This window comes from Leifsonia sp. Leaf336, assembly GCF_001423695.1.
GTDB lineage: Bacteria > Actinomycetota > Actinomycetes > Actinomycetales > Microbacteriaceae > Leifsonia.
Map to the genome: position 1 here is coordinate 140906 of NZ_LMOZ01000001.1, position 19078 is coordinate 159983.

General features: G+C 72.0%; 16 protein-coding genes. 6 read left to right on the forward strand and 10 right to left on the reverse strand.

Annotated elements, in window-relative coordinates; all coding sequences use genetic code 11:
* Window positions 1–36: 36 nt before the first annotated feature.
* Window positions 37–945, reverse strand: a complete 909-nt coding sequence (gene yczE, locus ASF88_RS00690) for a membrane protein YczE (RefSeq protein ID WP_327063226.1) — start codon at window positions 943–945, stop codon at window positions 37–39.
* Window positions 946–1008: 63 nt separating this feature from the next.
* Between yczE and yczR the strand changes: the two genes are divergently transcribed.
* Window positions 1009–2490 (forward strand): MocR-like transcription factor YczR, encoded by a 1482-nt coding sequence (yczR, locus tag ASF88_RS00695; protein WP_055912866.1) that lies wholly within the window; start codon window positions 1009–1011, stop codon window positions 2488–2490.
* On the opposite strand, the gene ASF88_RS00700 is transcribed toward yczR, so the two are convergent.
* Window positions 2454–3386, reverse strand: coding sequence for an SDR family oxidoreductase (locus ASF88_RS00700; RefSeq protein WP_055912868.1), 933 nt, complete (start codon window positions 3384–3386; stop codon window positions 2454–2456). The two genes, yczR and ASF88_RS00700, sit on opposite strands and share 37 nt — an antisense overlap.
* Before the next feature lie 90 nt (window positions 3387–3476).
* Here ASF88_RS00700 and ASF88_RS00705 point away from each other — a divergent pair, with 90 nt between their 5' ends.
* The 3 genes from ASF88_RS00705 (at window position 3477) to ASF88_RS00715 (ending at window position 8586) form a co-directional block, all read left to right on the forward strand.
* Window positions 3477–4148 carry a TetR/AcrR family transcriptional regulator gene (locus tag ASF88_RS00705; RefSeq protein ID WP_055912871.1) on the forward strand — a complete coding sequence of 224 codons (672 nt, stop codon included), beginning with the start codon at window positions 3477–3479 and terminating at the stop codon, window positions 4146–4148.
* Window positions 4149–4234: 86 nt separating this feature from the next.
* Window positions 4235–7567, forward strand: coding sequence for an efflux RND transporter permease subunit (locus tag ASF88_RS00710; RefSeq protein ID WP_055912875.1), 3333 nt, complete (start codon window positions 4235–4237; stop codon window positions 7565–7567).
* Window positions 7568–7671: 104 nt separating this feature from the next.
* A complete protein-coding gene (locus ASF88_RS00715) occupies window positions 7672–8586 on the forward strand; it encodes an arginase family protein (protein ID WP_055912878.1) in 915 nt (304 codons plus the stop codon).
* Window positions 8587–8596: 10 nt separating this feature from the next.
* Here ASF88_RS00715 and ASF88_RS00720 read toward each other — a convergent pair whose 3' ends face one another.
* Genes ASF88_RS00720 through hutH form a run of 4 tightly spaced genes read right to left on the reverse strand, consistent with a single transcriptional unit; the run spans window position 8597 to window position 13900 of the window.
* Window positions 8597–9376 carry a hypothetical protein gene (locus tag ASF88_RS00720; RefSeq protein WP_055912881.1) on the reverse strand — a complete coding sequence of 260 codons (780 nt, stop codon included), beginning with the start codon at window positions 9374–9376 and terminating at the stop codon, window positions 8597–8599.
* A gap of 48 nt (window positions 9377–9424) precedes the next feature.
* Complete coding sequence (gene hutI / locus ASF88_RS00725; protein ID WP_055912884.1) at window positions 9425–10585, reverse strand: imidazolonepropionase; 1161 nt, start codon at window positions 10583–10585, stop codon at window positions 9425–9427.
* Window positions 10585–12291 (reverse strand): urocanate hydratase, encoded by a 1707-nt coding sequence (locus tag ASF88_RS00730; RefSeq protein ID WP_055912887.1) that lies wholly within the window; start codon window positions 12289–12291, stop codon window positions 10585–10587. The genes hutI and ASF88_RS00730 overlap by 1 nt, the downstream gene beginning before the upstream one ends.
* Before the next feature lie 22 nt (window positions 12292–12313).
* Entirely contained in the window at window positions 12314–13900 is a 1587-nt protein-coding gene (gene hutH, locus ASF88_RS00735) for a histidine ammonia-lyase (protein ID WP_055912890.1), read from the reverse strand.
* Between the two features lie 127 nt (window positions 13901–14027).
* Between hutH and ASF88_RS00740 the strand changes: the two genes are divergently transcribed.
* Window positions 14028–14786: an IclR family transcriptional regulator gene (locus ASF88_RS00740; protein WP_055912893.1), complete on the forward strand. Its 759-nt coding sequence runs from the start codon at window positions 14028–14030 to the stop codon at window positions 14784–14786.
* Window positions 14787–14807: 21 nt separating this feature from the next.
* Here the strand turns inward: ASF88_RS00740 and ASF88_RS00745 are convergent, their stop codons facing one another.
* Window positions 14808–15872 carry a S1C family serine protease gene (locus ASF88_RS00745; RefSeq protein WP_055912899.1) on the reverse strand — a complete coding sequence of 355 codons (1065 nt, stop codon included), beginning with the start codon at window positions 15870–15872 and terminating at the stop codon, window positions 14808–14810.
* A 96-nt stretch (window positions 15873–15968) separates the two neighbouring features.
* Between ASF88_RS00745 and ASF88_RS00750 the strand changes: the two genes are divergently transcribed.
* Complete coding sequence (locus tag ASF88_RS00750; protein ID WP_055912901.1) at window positions 15969–16367, forward strand: phage holin family protein; 399 nt, start codon at window positions 15969–15971, stop codon at window positions 16365–16367.
* 12 nt (window positions 16368–16379) lie between these two features.
* On the opposite strand, the gene ASF88_RS00755 is transcribed toward ASF88_RS00750, so the two are convergent.
* The 3 genes from ASF88_RS00755 to ASF88_RS00765 are packed head-to-tail and all read right to left on the reverse strand — an operon-like array spanning window position 16380 to window position 18849.
* Window positions 16380–16847 carry a GNAT family N-acetyltransferase gene (locus ASF88_RS00755; RefSeq protein WP_055912904.1) on the reverse strand — a complete coding sequence of 156 codons (468 nt, stop codon included), beginning with the start codon at window positions 16845–16847 and terminating at the stop codon, window positions 16380–16382.
* 35 nt (window positions 16848–16882) lie between these two features.
* Entirely contained in the window at window positions 16883–17347 is a 465-nt protein-coding gene (locus tag ASF88_RS00760) for an SRPBCC family protein (RefSeq protein ID WP_055912906.1), read from the reverse strand.
* Entirely contained in the window at window positions 17347–18849 is a 1503-nt protein-coding gene (locus ASF88_RS00765) for a phytoene desaturase family protein (RefSeq protein WP_055912909.1), read from the reverse strand. Before ASF88_RS00765 ends, ASF88_RS00760 begins: the two co-directional genes overlap by 1 nt.
* Window positions 18850–19078 lie beyond the last annotated feature (229 nt).

Sequence of the window (19078 nt, forward strand, 5' to 3'; positions counted from 1 at the left end):
GCACCCGGCTCGGCGGCGCGTCGAGGCTCGCTGCGGCTACGCGCGGCGCGCGTGCGCGCGGCGGGTGCGGCCGGTGAGCCGGTCGTCGAGCCAGTGCGCGGCGATGAGCCGCGACGGACGCGAGGTGCGCGGCTCGGCGGGGGCGCGGTCGGGCTGCGGGCCTCGCACCAGCGGGGACGCCGCCCGGTCGGCGGCGCGCGACCGCGTCGACGCGTCGGACTCGAGCAGGATGCCGTCTCGCACGTCGAAACGGACGGCATCCTGCTCGCCCACGCCCTCCCCACGAAGGCCGGGGCCTTGCTCCGCCGTGCCTTCGAGCTCGCCCTCCAGCTCGGCGACCGCTGGCGCGGGCTCCGGGAGCCGGATGGCGAAGAACGGGAGGGTGAGACTGCAGAGCGGGCCGACCAGCAGCGCGAACGCGAGCGTTCCGATGCCGACGTCGCCGCCGAGGAACCAGCCGATGATCAGCACCGTGACCTCGATGGCCGTGCGGACCGCCCAGATCGGCCACCCGGTGCGGGCGTGGAGGCCGGTCATCAGGCCGTCGCGCGGCCCCGGCCCCAGCTTCGGCCCGATGTAGAGGCCGGTCGCGATCGCGAGCAGCAGGAGGCCGGACGCGAAGAGCAGCACCTGCGCCCAGAGCTCGGTCTGCTGCGGGATGAGCCACAGCCCGAGCTGAGCGCTCGGCCCGACCAGGAGGACGTTGAGCACGGTGCCGAGGCCTGGCTTCTGCCGCAGCGGGATCCAGAACGCCAGCACCACCAGGCCGACGATGTTCGTCACGAGCCCGAACGGGATGCCGGTCTTGAACGAGACCCCCTGCGCCAGCACGTCCCACGGCGAGACGCCGATCCCGGCACGGACCATCAGCGCGATCGCGATGCCGTACAGGAACAGGCCGACCAGGAGCTGGACGACGCGGCGGACGAGGAGTAACCGGGACATGATGACAATCCAATCGGTCGATTGGCCTTACATCAAGATGCCAATTCGGATAAAGTGGCCCGCATGTCCGACGCGCACCTGACCGCCCGCTCGCTCGAAACCCTCCTGGGCGACTGGCGCGGCGCGGCCCCCGGCTACCAGTCGCTGGCCGACCGGGTGCGCCTGCTCGTCCTCGACGGCCGCATCCCGATCGGCACCCGCCTCCCCGCCGAGCGCGACCTCGCGGGGCGCCTCGACCTCAGCCGCACCACCGTCAGCGCCGCCTATCGGCAGCTGCGGGAGGTCGGCTTCCTCGACAGCGTGCGCGGCTCCGGGAGCGTCGCGCGCCTCCCCGGCCCGGCGCTCGCCCTGCCGCTGGCCGGCGGCGAGGGGATGCTCGACTTCACGAAGGCCGCCCTGCCCGCCGCCGCGTCCCTCCCGGCCGCCGCGCGAGCCGCCGCCGAAGAGCTCCCGCACTTCCTCCCCGACTCCGGCTACGACCCGGTCGGGCTCCCGCACCTGCGTCAGGCGATCGCCGACCGGTACGCCGAGCGCGGCCTCCCGACCTCGCCCGACCAAGTGCTCGTGACCGTCGGCGCCCAGCAGGCCATCGCACTCATCGCGCGCACCTTCCTGTCGCGCGGCGATCGGGCGCTCGTCGAGATGCCCACGTATCCGCACGCGACGGAGGCCCTCAAACTCGCCGGGGCGCGGCTCCTCCCGATCACCGTGACCCCTCCCACGGACGCGCCGCACGCGCTCGGGGCGGAGGAGGACGACGGCTGGGACGCCGACGCCGCCGAGCAGGCGATCCGGCGCGCGAACCCGACCCTCGCCTACCTGATCCCGGACTTCCACAACCCGACCGGCGCCTCCATGTCGCCGGCGACCCGGGAGCGCCTGCTCGCGGCGGCGGCGGCGCACGGGACCATCGTGGTCGGCGATGAGACGACGGCCGACCTCGACATCGACCGCGCGGGCGAGTACCTCCCGCTGCCGGTGTACGCCCACCGCAAGGCGGGCGATCCGCCGGTGCTGCTGATCGGGTCGGCGAGCAAGAGCCTCTGGGGAGGCCTTAGGATCGGCTGGATCCGCGCGGAGCGCCCGCTGATCCAGCGGCTGATCGCGGCCAAGCCGTCCACCGACCTCGGCACTCCGATGATCGAGCAGCTGGTCGTGGCGCGGATGCTCCCGCAGACGCGCCAGATCAAGGAGGAGCGGCGCGTGCAGCTGGCCGCCGGGCGCGAGACCGTGCGCCGGCTCGCGGCGCAGGTCTTCCCGGACTGGCGTATCCCCAGCCTCCACGGCGGCCTCGCGGCGTGGATCGGCATCGGCGCGCCGGTCAGCTCGGCGCTCGCCCTCGCGGCGCGCAATCACGGCCTGCTCATCGCCGCCGGGCCGCGATTCGGGCTCGACGGCGCGTTCGAGCGGTTCCTCCGGGTGCCGATCACATACTCCGAAGACGAGACGGAGCGGGCGTTCGCCGCGCTGGAGCGCGCGTGGGCGGTGGCGTCGGCCGAACCCGCGCCCTACTTCGAGGCCGCCGCGCTGCCCAACGTGGTCTGAGCGTCCACGCCCGTCAGCTCCGCGGCGACGGCCCACAGCGAAGCGGGGAGGTCGCGGCCGCGGGCGCTGCGCGGAACGCGTGCGCGGTGTGTCGGCCCGACCAGTGCCATCCGGGAGGGACCGTAGTACGCCCCCTGCTCGGCGGCCAGGTCGGCGGCGGCGAACAGCAGCGGCTCCGCTCCCTGCTCGACACCCTGCGACGGCAGGAGGGTGCGGCTCGCCGGCTGCAGCGGCTTCTCGCGACCGAGGTTGCGCCCGGCGGTCTGCAGGTTGGTGCGCGTGTAGCCGGGGTGGGCCGCGGTGCTGAGCAGGCCCCAGCCGTTCGTCTGCGAGAGCTCCGCCAGGTGCAGCGTCATGAGGAGGTCGGCGAGCTTGGACTGCGCGTAGGCGCGCGCAGCGCTGTACCGCCCCCGGAACTGCAGGTCGCGGAAGTGGATCGACCCGAAGTCGGCCGTGCCGCTCGACATGGTCGCGACCCGCGGCGCGGGGGACTCGAGGAGGCGGGGGAGCAGCAGATTGGTGAGCAGGAACGGGCCGAGGAAGTTGCTCTGGAACTGCAGCTCGTAGCCGTCGACGGTCTCGATGCGCGTGGGCGGGATCATCACGCCGGCGTTGTTCACGAGGGTGTCGATCGGCTCCGCGTCGGAGAGCATCCCGTCGGCGAAGGCGCGCACGCTCGCCAGGTCGGCGAGGTCGATCCTGCGCAGCCGGAGGTCGGCGCCCGGCACCCGGGTCAGGATCTCGGCGCGGGCAGCCTCCCCCTTGTCGAGCGAGCGGACGGCCATCGTGACGGTTGCGCCCGCCGCGGCCAGCCGGGCGGTGGTCTCCTTGCCCGTGCCGCTGTTGGCGCCGGTGACGATGATGTGACGTCCGGTCTGGTCGGGAACGGTGTACACGGTGTCCTCCGCAGGTCGTGAAATAATGAACCGATGGTCTGTTAGTGATCACGCTAATAGACCGACGGTCTGTTAGCAAGAGGGAGGCTCATGTCCCAGGCGACGTTCAGCCGGGCGCGCAGCGAGGAGCAGCGCGCGCAGCGCAAGGAGGACATCCTCGCGGCCGCCGCGGAGCTGCTGGCCGACACCCGCGTGGCCGACCTCAGCCTCACTGAGCTGGCCCGGCGCGTCGGCCTCGCGAAGTCGAACGTGCTCCGCTACTTCGAGTCGCGGGAGGCCGTGCTGCTGGAGCTCTACGGTCGCGAGTTCGCCGCGTGGCTCGACGCGCTCGAGGCGCGGCTCGCCGCGATCACCGCGCGGACTCCCGAGGTGCTCGCCGGCGCTGTTGCAGACTCCGCGGCCGAGCGCCCGGTGTTCGCCGAGCTGTGCGCCGCCGCTCCCGGCATCCTCGAGCACAACATCTCCGGCCCTGTCGCGCGTGACTACAAGCGCGCGTTGCTGGCCCATGTAGCCCGTCTCGGCACCCTGGCCTCCCCGTGGATCGGTGACGAACCGGCGGATGTGCTCGTCTTCGTCGGCACCGTCACGCTCGGGATCGGCGGCATCTGGTCGACCTGCCGGCTCTCGCCGGGGATGGCGGACGCGTACCGCCTCGACCCCGAGCTCGCCCGCTTCCGGGTGGACTTCCGCGAGAGCCTGGAAGCGCTGCTGACCACCGTGATCCGCGGGATCCTGGCCGGGCGAAGTGGTACTACGGCATGAGGAATCTGCACAGCCTGCAATGAGAGACTTTTGCAGCGTCATCGCCGCCGCCTGACCTGCACTCACTTCCGCCGAGGGGATCCTCCGTGCACTATCTCGCTGTCCTCAGCATGAGGAACCGCGCTCTGATCGCACTCGTCACGATCGTCGCCGCCGTCTTCGGCGGCATCGCTCTGACGAACCTCAAGCAGGAGCTCGCTCCGTCGATCTCCTTCCCGCAGCTCGTCGTGCTGTCCTCCTACCCCGGTGCCTCGCCCGAGGTGGTCAACCACGACGTCAGCACCCCGGTGGAGGCCGCGATCCAGGGCGTGCCCGACCTCGACTCGACCTCGGCGGTCAGCAGCACGAACCAGTCGATCATCACGGTGAAGTTCACCTACGGCACCGACCTGGCGACGGCGGAGCAGAAGATCGACCAGGCCATCAACCGGATCAAGTCGACGCTGCCCTCCGGAGTGGACCCGCAGGTGCTCTCGGGATCCATCGACGACCTCCCCGTCATCCAGCTGGCGGTCACCGGAGACGCGGATCAGCGCACGCTCGGCGACGACATCACGAAGCTCGCCCTGCCCGACATCAAGAACGTGACCGGCGTCAACGACGCCCAGCTCGTCGGCGAGGTCGGCCGGCGCATCACGATCACGCCCGACCCGGCCAAGCTGGCCGCCGCAGGCGTCAGCAGCTCGGCGATCAAGACCTCGCTGCAGCAGAACGGCGTGCTCCTTCCCGGCGGGTCGCTCACGGAGGACGGCAAGACGCTCACGATCCAGTCGGGATCGCAGCTGACGTCGGTGGCCGGCATCGCGTCGCTGCCGGTCGTCAAGACGACGTCGGCGGCGACCGGCGCAGGCGCCGGTGCCGGTGCCTCGGCGAGTCAGCAGGGGGCGGCGGCTCAGGCCGGCGCTGCTCAGGCAGCCGCGGCCCAGGCGGCCGCGGCCCAGGCGGCCGCCGCCACCCCGGTCACGATCGGCGACGTCGCCACCGTCGTCCAGACCGACGACCCGGTGACGTCGCTGTCGCGCGTCGACGGCAAGCCGGCGCTGACCATCGCGGTGACCAAGCTCCCGTCGGCCAACACCGTGGAGGTCTCGCACGGCGTCTCCTCGCTCATCCCCGACCTCGAGACCAAGCTCGGCAACGGTGCGAAGATCACCGTGGTCTTCGACCAGGCGCCGTTCATCACCCAGTCCATCAACTCGCTCGCCGAGGAGGGCCTCCTCGGCTTGGCGATGGCGGTCATCGTCATCCTGGTGTTCCTGCTCTCGGTGCGCGCGACCCTGGTCACCGTCATCTCGATCCCGACCAGCGTGCTCATCACGTTCATCGTGATGTGGACGAGCGGCTACACGCTCAACATCATCACGCTCGGCGCCCTCACGATCGCGATCGGCCGCGTCGTCGACGACTCGATCGTCGTCATCGAGAACATCAAACGACAACTCGTGCCCGGAATGGACAGAGCCGTCACCATCGTGCGCGCGGTGCGCGAGGTAGCCGGTGCGATCACGGCCTCGACCATCACCACGGTCGCCGTGTTCCTCCCGCTGGCGTTCGTGGGCGACGTCACGGGCGAGCTGTTCCGTCCGTTCGCGCTCACCGTCACCATCGCGCTGCTGTCCTCGCTGCTCGTGGCGTTGACGATCGTGCCGGTGCTGGCCTACTGGTTCCTGCGCGCGCCCAAGGCGCGTAAGCACGAGGGCGGCGAGCACGACGACGAGGCCGCGCACCTGTCGGTCGCGGACGCGATCGCGTCGGGCCACGACGAGCTCGAGCACCCGTCGCTTCTGCAGCGCGGCTACCTGCCGATCATCCACTGGACGCTCAAGCACTCGTGGACGACGATCGTCGCAGCCCTGGTGGTGCTGGTGCTGACCTTCGCGGCCTTCCCGCTCCTGAAGACCAACTTCCTCGGCTCCAGCGGCCAGAACTCGCTGACCGTCACGCAGAAGCTCGAGCCGGGTGCGAGCCTGCAGGCCAAGGACGACGCGGCCAAGCAGGTCGAGCAGAAGCTGCTCGACACCAAGGGCGTCAAGACGGTCCAGGTGTCGATCGGCTCCAGCGGCTCGTCGCTGCGCGACGCGTTCACGGGCGGAGGCGGCGCGACGACCTTCTCGATCACGACCGACCCGAACGCCGACCAAGACAAACTGCAGACGACGATCCAGAACGAGATCGACGGCATCACCGGCGCAGGCGACATCCAACTGTCCGCGTCGAGCGGCTTCGGCGGGTCGACGGACATCGAGGTGGACATCACAGCGAGCAGCAACGCCGACCTCCAGAAGGCGACCGATTCGGTCGTCGCCGAGCTGAAGAAGCAGAAGTCGCTCAGCCAGGTCACCGACAACCTGAGCGCCTCGCTGCCGTATGTCGCCGTGACCGTCGACCGTACGAAGGCGGCGCAGGTCGGCCTCAGCGAGGTCGCCGTGGGCACGATCGTGTCGCAGACGATGCAGCCGACGCAGATCGGCAGCGTCGCGATCGACAACTCGACCCTCAACATCTACCTGCAGACCGACAACCCGCCGACCACGGTCGCCGGGCTCTCCCAGCTGCCGATCCCGACTGCCACCGGTGTCGTGCCGCTGAGCTCGATCGCGACCGTCGCCGAGGCCAAGGGCCCGTCGACGGTCACCATCCAGCGCGGCCTGCGCACCTCCACGGTGACGGCGACACCCGGCGACAATCTCACCACGGCGAACCAGGAGGTCACCAAGGCGCTCGACACGGCCGACCTGCCCGCCGGTGCAACCGCCAAGATCGGGGGTGTCTCCTCGAGCCAGTCGAGTGCGTTCGGGCAGCTGGGCCTCGCGCTGCTGGCGGCCATCCTGATCGTCTATATCGTGATGGTGGCGACCTTCCGCTCGCTTCGGCAGCCGCTGCTGCTGCTCGTCTCGGTGCCGTTCGCGGCGACCGGCGCGATCCTCCTGCAGCTCGCCTCGGGCATCCCGCTCGGTGTGGCCTCCCTCATCGGCGTGCTGATGCTGATCGGCATCGTCGTGACGAATGCGATCGTGCTCATCGACCTGGTCAACCAGTACCGGGCCAGGGGTCTCTCGGTGGTCGAAGCGGTCGCCCACGGTGCGTCCCGACGTCTCCGGCCCATCCTGATGACCGCGCTGGCGACCATCGCTGCGCTCACGCCGATGGCGATCGGCCTGACCGGCCACGGCGGATTCATCTCGCAGCCGCTCGCGATCGTGGTCATCGGCGGTCTGCTGTCGTCGACCGTGCTGACGCTCGTGGTGCTGCCGACGCTCTACAACCTGGTAGAGGGCGCCCGAGAACGACGGGTCGCCCGCCGGGCGGCCAAGGGCGGCGGCGACGGTGCCGGTCCCGCCGGCGGCGACGGCGGACCGGACGCCGAGTCTCCCGAGCCTCCCGTGTTCACCAGGCCGGCCGGCGGTCATCAGCTCTGAGCTGACACCGGGCGCTCGTCCCCTCGGGCGAGTGTCCGGGATACCAGACGGGCCCGTGGCTTGCCGGCGCGCCGCGACGTGAGCGCGTTGCTAGCGTCGCGGGTATGAGCCTCTCCACCGGTGCACTCTCCGTCGATCCGCTCTGGCCACGAGCCGGCTCCTGGCCGGCGCTCGCCTCGCTTCCTGTCGGGGAGGCCGTCGATCTCACGCTGGTCGGCCTCCCGACCTGGCGCACCTCCCTGTCGCCGACGGGTGCGCACGCCACGCCGGCGGCTGTGCGCGACGCGCTGCGACGCTATTCGTTGCATGTCCCTGGCCTGGAGGTCGAGGCACTGCGTTTCGCCGACGCCGGCGACGTGGCGGAGCCGGACGGCGCCGACGGTGAGCAGCGAGCCATCGCAGCGGTTCGGGAGGCTGCGGAAAGTTCGCGCCTGACGGTCGCCGTCGGCGGGGACAACTCGCTGACCGTTCCCGCCGCGCTCGGCGCGTGGGGTGAGGAGCTCCCGACCGCCGGGCTCATCACCCTCGACGCCCACCACGATCTGCGCGACGGCGTCTCCAACGGCTCGCCGGTGCGCCGCCTGGTCGAGGCCGGGCTCGACGGGCGCCGGATCGTGCAGATCGGCATCGCCGACTTCGCGAACTCGGCCGCCTACGCCGCGCGCGCCGAGGAGCTCGGCATCACTGTGGTGCCGCGCGACACGCTGCACGGACGACCGCTCAACGACGTGATGACCGAGGCCCTGGAGGTCGCCGGGGCCGGGGGTGGCCCGGTCCACGTCGACCTCGACGTCGACGTCTGCGACCGGTCGGTCGCGCCCGGTTGCCCGGCCTCCCTGCCCGGCGGCCTCGCCGCGTGGGAGCTGCGCCGCTTCGCCCGGCTCGCGGGCGCCTCCCCCCTGGTTCGCTCGATCGACATCGCGGAGGTCGACGCCACCGCCGACACCGACGACCAGCGAACCGTGCGCCTCGCCGCTCTGCTGGTGCTGGAGGCTGCGGCGGGGCTGATGTCGCGCTGATTCGGCGGGGCTACTGCGGGGGCGGGAAGCCGGAGGCGGCGGGCGGAGGCGCGTTCATCGCGGGCGGAGCGGCGGTCGGCTGAGGGTGCGCGTACATCCCCGCATCCGGGAAGGGGTACGGCGGATATGTCCGCAGCTGCGGGCCCGGCGGCTGGCTTACACCCGCAGCCGGCTTCGCCTCGAACGCCCGCACGATCAGCGGGATCACCGCCGCCACCGTCGCCACGAGGGTGGTCGCCGCCGCCAGCCGCCACCACCAGTCCGGCCAACTCGCCGCCGGGAGGATCGCCGGGAGAGCGAGCACCAGCGCGGTCGCCCAGACGAGCGCGAGCGTCACGACTCCGCCGACCGACGACACGCGCGAGGAGGCCCGCGTAACGAAGCGGAGTCCGTACACCTGGGTCAGCAGCAGCGCCATGCGGGCAAGCACCACGACGCCGGCGAAGCGCCAGAACTGCACCGCCCAGACTCGGGCGTCCGCGGTGTCGTCGGGCTGGAGGACGCCGTTCCACAGCTTCAGCAGCCCGACCGCGACCAGGGCGGCGTTCGTGATGGTCGACGCCGGGAGGTACCAGCGGTTGGGCCCGTTCGACGCCGTCGCGTCCAGCGCGACGGCTCCGGCGAACGCCCCGACGAGCAGGAGCGTCAGCCACGCACGACCGGCGATGTTCGCCTGGTCTCCGACGACGATCAGAACCGCCCCGAACATCGCGGAGGTCGCCAGCACCGCGATCGTCAGGTACAGCGCGAGACTGCGCGCGCGTGGTCGGCGGGCTTCGGTGTCGGTCACGGCTCACTCCTCTGAAATGTCACACTCCAGGCTAGCCTAGCGCCGAGCTCAGGCCACGTGCGTCCGCACGACGAGCGGGACGCCGGGGCGGTAGGCGAGGTGCACGTACGACGGGGCGTCGAGAACGGCGTAGTCGGCGCGCGCCCCGCGGCGCAGGTGGCCGACGTCGTCACGGCGCAGCGCCTCCGCGCCGCCGAGGGTGGCGGCACGCAGGGCCTCCGGCACCGTCATGCCCATGTCGCGCACCGCGACGGCGATGCAGAACGGCATCGACGACGTGAACGACGAGCCCGGGTTGCAGTCGCTCGCGAGCGCTACGCGCACGCCGGCGTCGATCAGGCGGCGGGCGTCTGGGTAGGGGTGCCTGGTCGAGAACTCGACCCCGGGCAGGAGCGTCGCAACGGTTCGGGAGGCCGCCAGCAGGTCGACGTCGGTATCGGTGAGGTACGTGCCGTGGTCCACGCTCGCGGCGTCCAGCTCGACCGCGAGCGCGACGCCGTCGCCCGGTCCGAGCTGACTGGCGTGCACCCGCACCCCGAGTCCGCGTTCGGCTCCGGCGGTGAGGATGCGGCGGGACTGCTCCACGGTGAAGGCGCCGGTCTCGCAGAACACGTCGATCCATCGCGCGTGCGGGGCGCACGCGTCGAGCATGGCGCCGGTGACGAGGTCGACATAGTCGTCCGCGCGGTCCGCGTACTCCGCCGGGACGACATGCGCTCCCAGGAATGTCGTCTCGGGGGTCACCACCCGAGCCAGGCGCAGGATGCGCTCCTCGTCGCGGACGGTCAAGCCGTAGCCGCTCTTGATCTCGAACGTGGTCGTGCCCTGCGCACGGAGCTCGGTGACGAGGTGCGCCAACCGGGCGCGGAGGGTGTCCTCCGAGGCCTCGCGCGTGGCGGCGACCGTGCTCCGTATGCCGCCCGCGGAATACGGCCGACCGGCCATGCGCGCCTCGAACTCGGCGGAGCGGTCGCCACCGAAGACGAGGTGCGTGTGGCTGTCGACGAAGCCGGGGATCACGGCCGCTCCGCCGACGTCGATGATCTCGTCGACGTCCGCGCGCCGCGCCGCCGAGGCGGCGCCGGTCCACTCGACGCGCCCGTCGACCTCGAGCAGCGCGGCATCGCGGACGACGCCGAGCGGCCCCTCGTGCGACGGGTCGAAGGTGACGAGCTCGCCGATCCCGGTCAGCAGCGTCGCGCGCGGCATCAGAACGACGCCTCCGAGGCGGCCGGCTCCTGCATGGGGATGCGCAGCCCGCGCTCGCGGGCCACCTCAGCCGCGTGCTCGTACCCGGCATCCACGTGCCGCATGACGCCGGTGCCGGGGTCGTTGGTCAGCACGCGCTCGATCTTCTGGGCGGCGAGCGGGGTGCCGTCGGCGACCACCACCTGGCCGGCGTGGATGCTGCGGCCGATTCCGACGCCGCCGCCGTGGTGGAGGGACACCCAGGTCGCTCCGGAGGCGGTGTTCAGCAGTGCGTTGAGCAGCGGCCAGTCGGCGATCGCGTCCGAGCCGTCCTTCATCGCCTCGGTCTCGCGATACGGGGAGGCCACCGAGCCCGAGTCCAGGTGGTCGCGCCCGATCACGATCGGGGCCGAGAGCTCGCCGGAGGCGACCATCTCGTTGAACTTCAGCCCGGCGAGGTGCCGCTCCTTGTAGCCGAGCCAGCAGATGCGGGCGGGGAGGCCCTCGAAGTGCACCTTCTCGCCGGCCTGGGTGATCCAGCGGCGCAGCTTGTGGTCGTCGGGGAACAGCTCGAGGATGGCGCGGTCGGTCGCGGCGATGTCGGCCGGGTCGCCCGAGAGCGCCGCCCAGCGGAACGGGCCGCGGCCCTCCTCGAACTGCGGGCGGATGTACGCCGGCACGAAGCCGGGGAACGCGAACGCCCGGTCGTAGCCGCCGAGCTGCGCCTCCGTGCGGATGGAGTTGCCGTAGTCGAAGACCTCTGCACCGGCGTCGAGGAAGCCGACCATGGCCTCCACCTGCTTGGCCATCGACAGTCGTGCCGCGATCGTGAACGCCTCCGGGTCGGCGGCGGCACGGTCGTGCCACTCCTCGACGGTGACGTCTTCGGGCAGGTAGCTGAGCGGGTCGTGCGCGCTGGTCTGGTCGGTCACGATGTCGATCGGGACGCCGCGGCGCAGCAGCTCCGGGAAGACCGTGGCAGCGTTGCCGACCAGCCCGACCGAGAGCGGCCGCCGCTCGTCCTTCGCGGCCGTCACGCGCGCGATCGCGTCGTCGAGGTAGTCCGCGAGCTCGTCCAGGTAGCCGTGGTCGACGCGACGCTGGAGGCGCGTGCGGTCGACGTCCACGATCAGCACGGCGCCGCCGTTGAGTGTGACGGCGAGCGGCTGCGCGCCCCCCATGCCGCCGCAGCCGCCGGTGAGGGTGAGCGTGCCGGCCAGCGACCCGCCACCCTGTTGGTCAGTCCCGCCCTGCCGGGCGGCGAACTTGTCTGCGATCGCGGCGAAGGTCTCGTAGGTGCCCTGCAGGATGCCCTGCGACCCGATGTAGATCCAGGAGCCGGCGGTCATCTGGCCGTACATGGTCAGTCCGAGCGCCTCCAGCCGGCGGAACTCGGGCCAGGTCGCCCAGTCGCCGACGAGGTTGGAGTTGGCGATCAGCACCCGCGGCGCCCACTCGTGCGTGCGGAACACGCCGACCGGCTTGCCGGATTGCACCAGCAGCGTCTCGTCGGCCTCCAGGTCGCGGAGGGTGGCGACGATCGCGTCGAAGGCCTCCCAGCTCCGCGCCGCCCGGCCGGTGCCGCCGTAGACGACCAAGTCGTCCGGACGCTCCGCGACCTCCGGGTCGAGGTTGTTCATCAGCATGCGCAGCGGTGCCTCGGTCTGCCAGCTCTTGGCGCTGAGCTCGGTGCCGCGCGGCGCCCGCACGGGTCGTGATCCCTGCATCGGGTGTGGTCCTTTCAGCTTCTTAGTGGAGAGGGGTGACGGTGGAGGCCGCGGCGCGAGCGGCGCCGGAGGCGACGAAGGCGACGGCGGCCTCGATCTCGGGGGAGAGATAACGGTCGGGGCCGGCGCCGGGCACGGTCGCGCGCAGCGCCGCGGTCACCGCGCCGGTGGCCGGCCCCTGCTGCAGCGGGGCGCGCAGCTCGGCGCCGCGCGCGGCCGTCATCAACTCGATCGCGAGCACCCGGCCGAGGCCGTCGATGGCTCGGCGCAGCTTGCGCGCGGCCGCCCAGCCCATCGAGACGTGGTCCTCCTGCATGGCCGACGAGGGGATGCTGTCGGCCGATGCCGGGGCGGCGAGCCGCTTGAGCTCCGACACGATGCCCGCGGCCGTGTACTGGGCGATCATCAGCCCGGAGTCGACGCCGACCTCGTGGGCGAGGAAGGGCGGGAGACCCTGGTTGCGCGCCTTGTCGAGGAACCGGTCGGTGCGGCGCTCCGACATGCTCGCGACGTCGGCGACGACGATCGCGAGGAAGTCGAGCACGTAGGCCACGGGCGCGCCGTGGAAGTTGCCGTTGGACTCGACCCGGCCGTCGGGCGTGAGCACCGGGTTGTCGATGGCCGACGCGAGCTCCCGCTCGGCGACGGTGGTCGCGTGGGCGACGGTGTCGCGCGCGCCGCCGTGCACCTGGGGTGCGCAGCGCAGCGAGTAGGCGTCCTGCACGCGCGTGCACTCCGGTCCCTTGTGGCTCGCGACGAGGGGGGACTCGGCCAGCAGTGCGCGGAGGTTGGCGGCCGAGACCGCCTGGCCGGCCTGGGGGCGCAGCTGCTGGAGGTCGGCGGCGAAGACGGCGTCGGTGCCGAGCAGAGCCTCCACGCTCATCGCCGCGGTGATGTCGGCGGTGGCGAGGAGGGTGTCGAGGTCGTCCAGGGCGAGGGCCAGCATCCCGAGCATGCCGTCGGTGCCGTTGATGAGGGCGAGCCCCTCCTTCTCGGCCAGCACGACCGGCTCGATGCCCGCCTCGGCGAGCGCGTCGGCGGCCTCCACGAGGCGTCCGTCGACCCGCACCTGTCCTTCGCCCATGGCCGCGAGCGCGCAGTGCGCGAGCGGAGCGAGGTCGCCAGAGCACCCGAGCGAGCCGTACTCGCGCACGATCGGCGTGATGCCGGCGTTGAGCAGCGCGGCGTACGTCTCGACGGTGCGTCGCTGGGCGCCGGTGCGTCCGGTCACAAGCGTCGCCAGGCGCAGCAGCATGAGCGCACGCACGACCTCCCGCTCGACCTCGGGACCGGAGCCGGCGGCGTGCGAGCGCACCAGGGAGGCCTGCAGCTGGGCCCGGCGCTCCTCCGGGATGAAGGTGGTCGCGAGCGCGCCGAAGCCCGTGGAGATCCCGTAGTGCGGCTCGACGTCGTCGGCGAGGGCCTCGATGATCGCGCGGGAGGCCTCGACGGCCTCCAGGGCTGCGGCGTCGAGGCGCACAGGAGCGTCGTGGCGGGCGACGGCGACGACCTCGGAGATGGTGAGGGGGCGCGCGCCGACGGTGACGGTCGTGGTGTCGTCGCCGGGATGGGTGGTTGCGGGGGTGGAACCGGTGGTGAGGGCGGACATGCTTCGATCATGCGCCGGGGCGCCTTCTCCGCGCCCGGGGGTTAGGCTCTTCGGTGTCCGGGATACCAGACTCGGGCTCGGCGGCAAGCGAGTCGAAAGGCTCGCGAAGAGCACAACGGGAGGCGTCGTGAGCAAGGTCCCGGCCGCGGACAACACCCTGCGGATCCTCGCCTTCCTGGCCACCCAGCGCGGGCCGGTGCCGGCCGCCGCCATCGCGACCTCCCTCGGCCTCCCGCGCTCGACCGTGTACCACCTGCTCACCGTGCTGGCCGAGCACGGCTTCGTCCTGCACTTCCCCGAGGCGCGCCGCTACGGCCTGGGCGTCGCGGCCTACGAGCTGTCGAGCGGGTTCTCGCGCCAGCAGCCGTTGAGCCGGCTCGGCCGCCCGATCGTCGCCGCGCTGGTGGACGCGCTCGGCGAGTCCGGGCACGTCGCGGTGCTGCACGGCCGCGACGTCGTCTACATCGTGGAGGAGCGGGCGCCGCGCCGGCCTCGGCTGGTCACCGACGTCGGCGTGCGGCTTCCCGCGCATCTCACGGCGAGCGGCCGCGCTCTGCTCGCCTCCCTGCCGCCCGGGCAATTGCGCGCCCTCTACCCTGATGCCGACGCGTTCGAGGACCGCACCGGAGCCGGCCCGCACTCCTACGCCGAGCTGCGCCGACTGGTCGTGGAGGCCAGGGAGCGCGGGTACGCGACCGAGGACGGCGACGTCACGCCCGGCTTCGCGTCCGTCGCGGTGTCGGTGCGCGACCACGCCGGCTGGCCGGCCGCCGGCATCGCGGTCACCTTCCCCCGCGAGAACGTGCCGCCCGCCGAGTGGGACGCGCTCGCCGCCCGTGTTCGGGAGGCCGCCGCCGAGCTCTCGCGCCGCATTCGCGGTAGCTGAGGGGGCAGCGCAGGCGCCGCGCTACTCGAGCGTCACTGTGGTCGTCTGCGAGGCGCCGTTGCGGAGGTACTCGACCTTCACCTCGTCGCCCGGCTTGCTGGTCACCTGGATCGCGGTGAGCACGTCGATGTTCGACGCGGGGTGCCCGTTCACCGACGTGATCACGTCGCCCACCCCGAGGCCCGCCTGCTGCGCCGGTCCGCCCGAGGCGATCGACTGCACGAACAGGCCGTCGGTCACCCCGAACGCGGCGGCGGCGGCCGGCGGGATCGGCACGACGGTCAGGCCGGCGGACGGATGCGAGACCTGGCCGTGCGCGATCAGCTCGTCCGCGATCGGCAGGGCGAGTGACTCGGGCACCGCGAAGCCGATGCCGACGCTGCCGGTGCTGGCCTGGCCTCCCGAGCCCGGCACGGTCGCGATGGCGGTGTTGATGCCGATCAGGCGGCCGCGGCAGTCGACGAGCGCACCTCCGGAGTTGCCCGGGTTGATGGACGCGTCGGTCTGGATCGCGCCGGCGAGCACCGCGTTCCTGTCGTCGTCGCTCGGGACCGGGACGGTGCGGCCGAGCGCGCTGACGATGCCCGCGGTCACGGTGCTGGAGAGTCCGAGCGGCGCGCCGAGCGCGACCACCGGCTGGCCCACGACCAGCGAGCCGGAGTCGCCGGTGCCGATGACAGGGAGCGGTTCGTCGTCCGTCACCTTGACCACCGCGAGGTCGGTCTTCGGATCGCGACCGGTGAGCGTCGCGGGCAGCGCGTGCCCGTCGCTGAACCGCACCGTGAGCTTCGCGCCGGACGCCGCGTCGGCGATCACGTGGTTGTTGGTCAGGATGTAGCCGTCGTCGGTGATGATCTCGCCGCTGCCGTTGCTGGTGCCCCGCTCGCCGGCGACCGCGATCGTCACCACGCTCGGGAGCACTTGGTCGGCGACCCCGGCGGAGTCGCACGAGCCGCTGCGCCCCGCGGAGAGAGCGGTGACGGCGAAGGCTCCGGCGACCATCCCGCCACCGATGAGCACCAGCGCCGAGCCGAGGACGAGCAGCGCGATGGTCCAGGAGCGGAGGGTGGGCTTCGTATCGGTCACAGGAGGCCTCTCTCGACGGTGGAGACAGGTTAGCGGGAGCATCGAGGCCGCACCAGGACCGTTCTCAAGCCGCGGGGAGGCCGCTACCCTTCGTCCATGGTGAGATTCCTGATCCGTGCGGCCATCTTCGTGGTCACCGCTGCGCTCGGCCTCCTGGTCGCGTCGTGGCTCCTCCCCGGCTTCCATCTGGACTGGGAGGGCCTCCTCATCGCCGTTGTGGTCTTCGCCGCGGCGCAGAGCATTTTGGCGCCTTTCATCTTCAACCTCGCCCGCAAGTACGCGTCGGCCGTTCTGGGAGGCATCGGCCTGGTCTCGACTCTGATCGCGCTGATCATCGCATCCCTCTTCCCCGGCGGGATCCGGGTGGACGACTTCGTTACCTGGGTGCTCGCCGCTCTGGTGGTCTGGATCGTCACGGCGCTCGGCGGCTGGCTGCTGCCGCTGATCTTCTTGAAGAAGAAGGTGACGGGCCGGGGCGCCGCGGTGCGCGGCTAGGGCGGCTCGCCGTCAGGCGGCGACGAGCGCCTTGGCGTAGCAGACCGAGTGCGGATCGCCGACGTAGTCGCCGAAGTTCGGGATGCGGGCGTAGCCGCGGCTCTCGTAGAGGGCGATGGCGGCGTGCTGGAGCGGGCCTGTCTCCAACCGCAGCACCGGGATGCCGGCAACGGCCGCCTGGGCCTCCACCGCCCGGAGCAGGCCGGCGGCCAGACCACGGCCACGCGCGTCGGGGTGCACGAACATCCGCTTGAGCTCGGCGGTGCCGTCGCCGTTGTCGACCAGGGCGGCCATGCCCAGCGCCCGTCCGGCCTCATCGCGTCCGACGAACACGGTGACCGTCGGCCGTTCCAGTTCGGAGACATCGAGCAGGTAGCAGCTCTCGGCCGGGTAGAGCGCGAACGTGAACTCGTCGCTCAACCGCAGCAGCTCCTCCACACCGGGCGAGCGGGCGGGCTCGACGGAGACACTCGTGATCATGGGCTCGATGCTAGCCACCGCGTGTGTCGTGGAGGTTACGCCTCCGCTACCGCCTTCGCCTTCTGCCGGCTGATGCCCCGAGCCACCCACTCCAGTCGACGCAGTGCCTCGCGGTTGCGGATCCAGAGGATCGGCTCGGCGATCAGGCGGGGGATGCGGGCGGCGAGGCCGGTGATCGCCTCCTCCTCCATGCGCACCACGCAGCCGCGGCCGCGCGGGCGCACCTCGATCACGACGCGCTCGGTCCCCACGGGCCGCGTCTTCGCCTCGAGCTGGAAGCGCCGCGGCGGGTCCCAGACCTCGACCGTTGTCTCGTCGTTCAGCACGAGCGGCCAGATGCCGATCGAGTGGTGGAGGCGCGACCCCGGCTCGGGGAAGTGCCCGTCCGCTCCGCGCATCCGGGACGCTCCCACCACCCAGGTCGGGAAGACCCAGGGGTCGGCGAGCGCGGTGAAGACCTCCTCCGGGGTGCAGGCGAACCGGCGCACATTGACGGACATCAGGCGACCTCTTCCTGGATCGAGGGGCTCGGAGAGGCGCTCGACGCGGAGCGCTCGGGGGCGAGGGACGGCATCCGGGTGACGCCGAACTCGTGACGCAGTGCGCTGCGTGCCGCGTAGTACCCGGCCAGCCCGTGGACGCCGGGGCCCGGAACGGTGGACGACGACGCGAGGTAGAGCCCGCGGCCGGGCATCCGCCAGGGATCCGTCGACAGCACCGGTCGCATCACGAGTTGGGACAGGTTCGGCATGCCCGACGAGATGTCCCCGCCGATGTAGCTCGGGTTGTAGGCCTCCATCTGATGCGCGGTCTTGGTGGCCGTCGCGAGGATCAGGTCGCGGAACCCGGGGGCGAAGCGCTCGATCTGCGCGATGACGGCCTCGGAGCGGTCGGAGGTCGATCCGCGGGGAACGTGCGTGTACGCCCAGAGCACGTGCTTGCCGGCGGGAGCCCGGCCGGCATCGAACAGCGTGGGCTGCGAGACGAGGACGTACGGGTCGTCGCTCTCGCGGCCCGCGGCGACGACACGTTCGGAGCGGGCGATGGCGGAGCGTTCGCCGCCGAGGTGCACGGTCGCGGTCTCGAGCAGCTCGGGGTTGGCCCACGGCACGGGGCCCGAGAGTGCGAAGTCGATCTTGAAGACGCCGTTCCCGTCGCGGAAGGCCGCGACCTTGCGCAGGTAGTCGGCGGGGAGGCGGTCCTCGCCGAGCCGGGCCGCGATGGCGACGTGCGTGTCGAACAGCACCACCCTGGAGTCGGGGAGCTCGCCGAGGGACTGGACCTCTGCGCCGGTGACGACCTCCCCGCCGTGCGCGCGCAGGTCGTCGACCAGCGCGTCGGCGATCGACTGCGAACCGCCGACCGGGATGGGCCAGCCCCGGCCGTGCGCGTACGTCGCGAGCGCGAGCCCGGCAGCGGCGCCGGCGAGATTCGGCAGCGGGAGGGTGGTGTGTGCGATCACCCCGGTCAGCAGCGCTCCCGGCTTCTCCGTGCGGAACGGCAGGTTCCACCACGGACCGCCCTGCGAGAGGGCGGCGAGGCCGAACCGTGCGGCGACGACGGGATGCCGGGGGAGCTGAAGCAGGTTCGATCCCGTGAACTGGGCCACCGCGTCCGCCTCGCGGGCCAGCGGGCCGAGCAGCGCGCGCCAGGCCGGCCCATCGGCGCCGAGGGCCTCCGCGGTGCGTTCGATGTCGCGGTAGGCGACGGCGACCTCCCCGCCCGGCAGCGGGTGGCCGTAGGAGGCCGTCGGCGTGATGAAAGGGACCCGGTCGGCCAGCCCGAACCGCTGGAAGAACCCGGATGCGAACGCCAGCGGGTGCACCGCGGAGCAGATGTCGTGGCGGAAGCCGGGGAGGGTGACCTCCTCCGTCCGCATCCCGCCGCCGGTCGTCGCGTTGCGCTCGTAGACGTGCACGCTCAGGCCGGCCCTGGCCAGCGTCACGGCGGCGGCCAGCCCGTTCGGTCCGGAGCCGATGACGATCGCGTCGACGGAGGTCATGCCTCTTGTATACCCCGCTCCGCGCGGCCCGACAGGGGTCGGCGCGATCGTCATCGTCTTCTCAGCCTTCTTCCTGTATCGTTGATCAGTCGGCTCTTGACACCGCGCATTTCGACGCGGATGGGTTTGTAAGTCAAGTGGGCCGGTTCCGCAGCCATTCGGCGAGTGGATTCATCACGATGTGAACGGCCCCGGGCGATGTCTGACGGGGATTCTCCGGTGCGCTTCA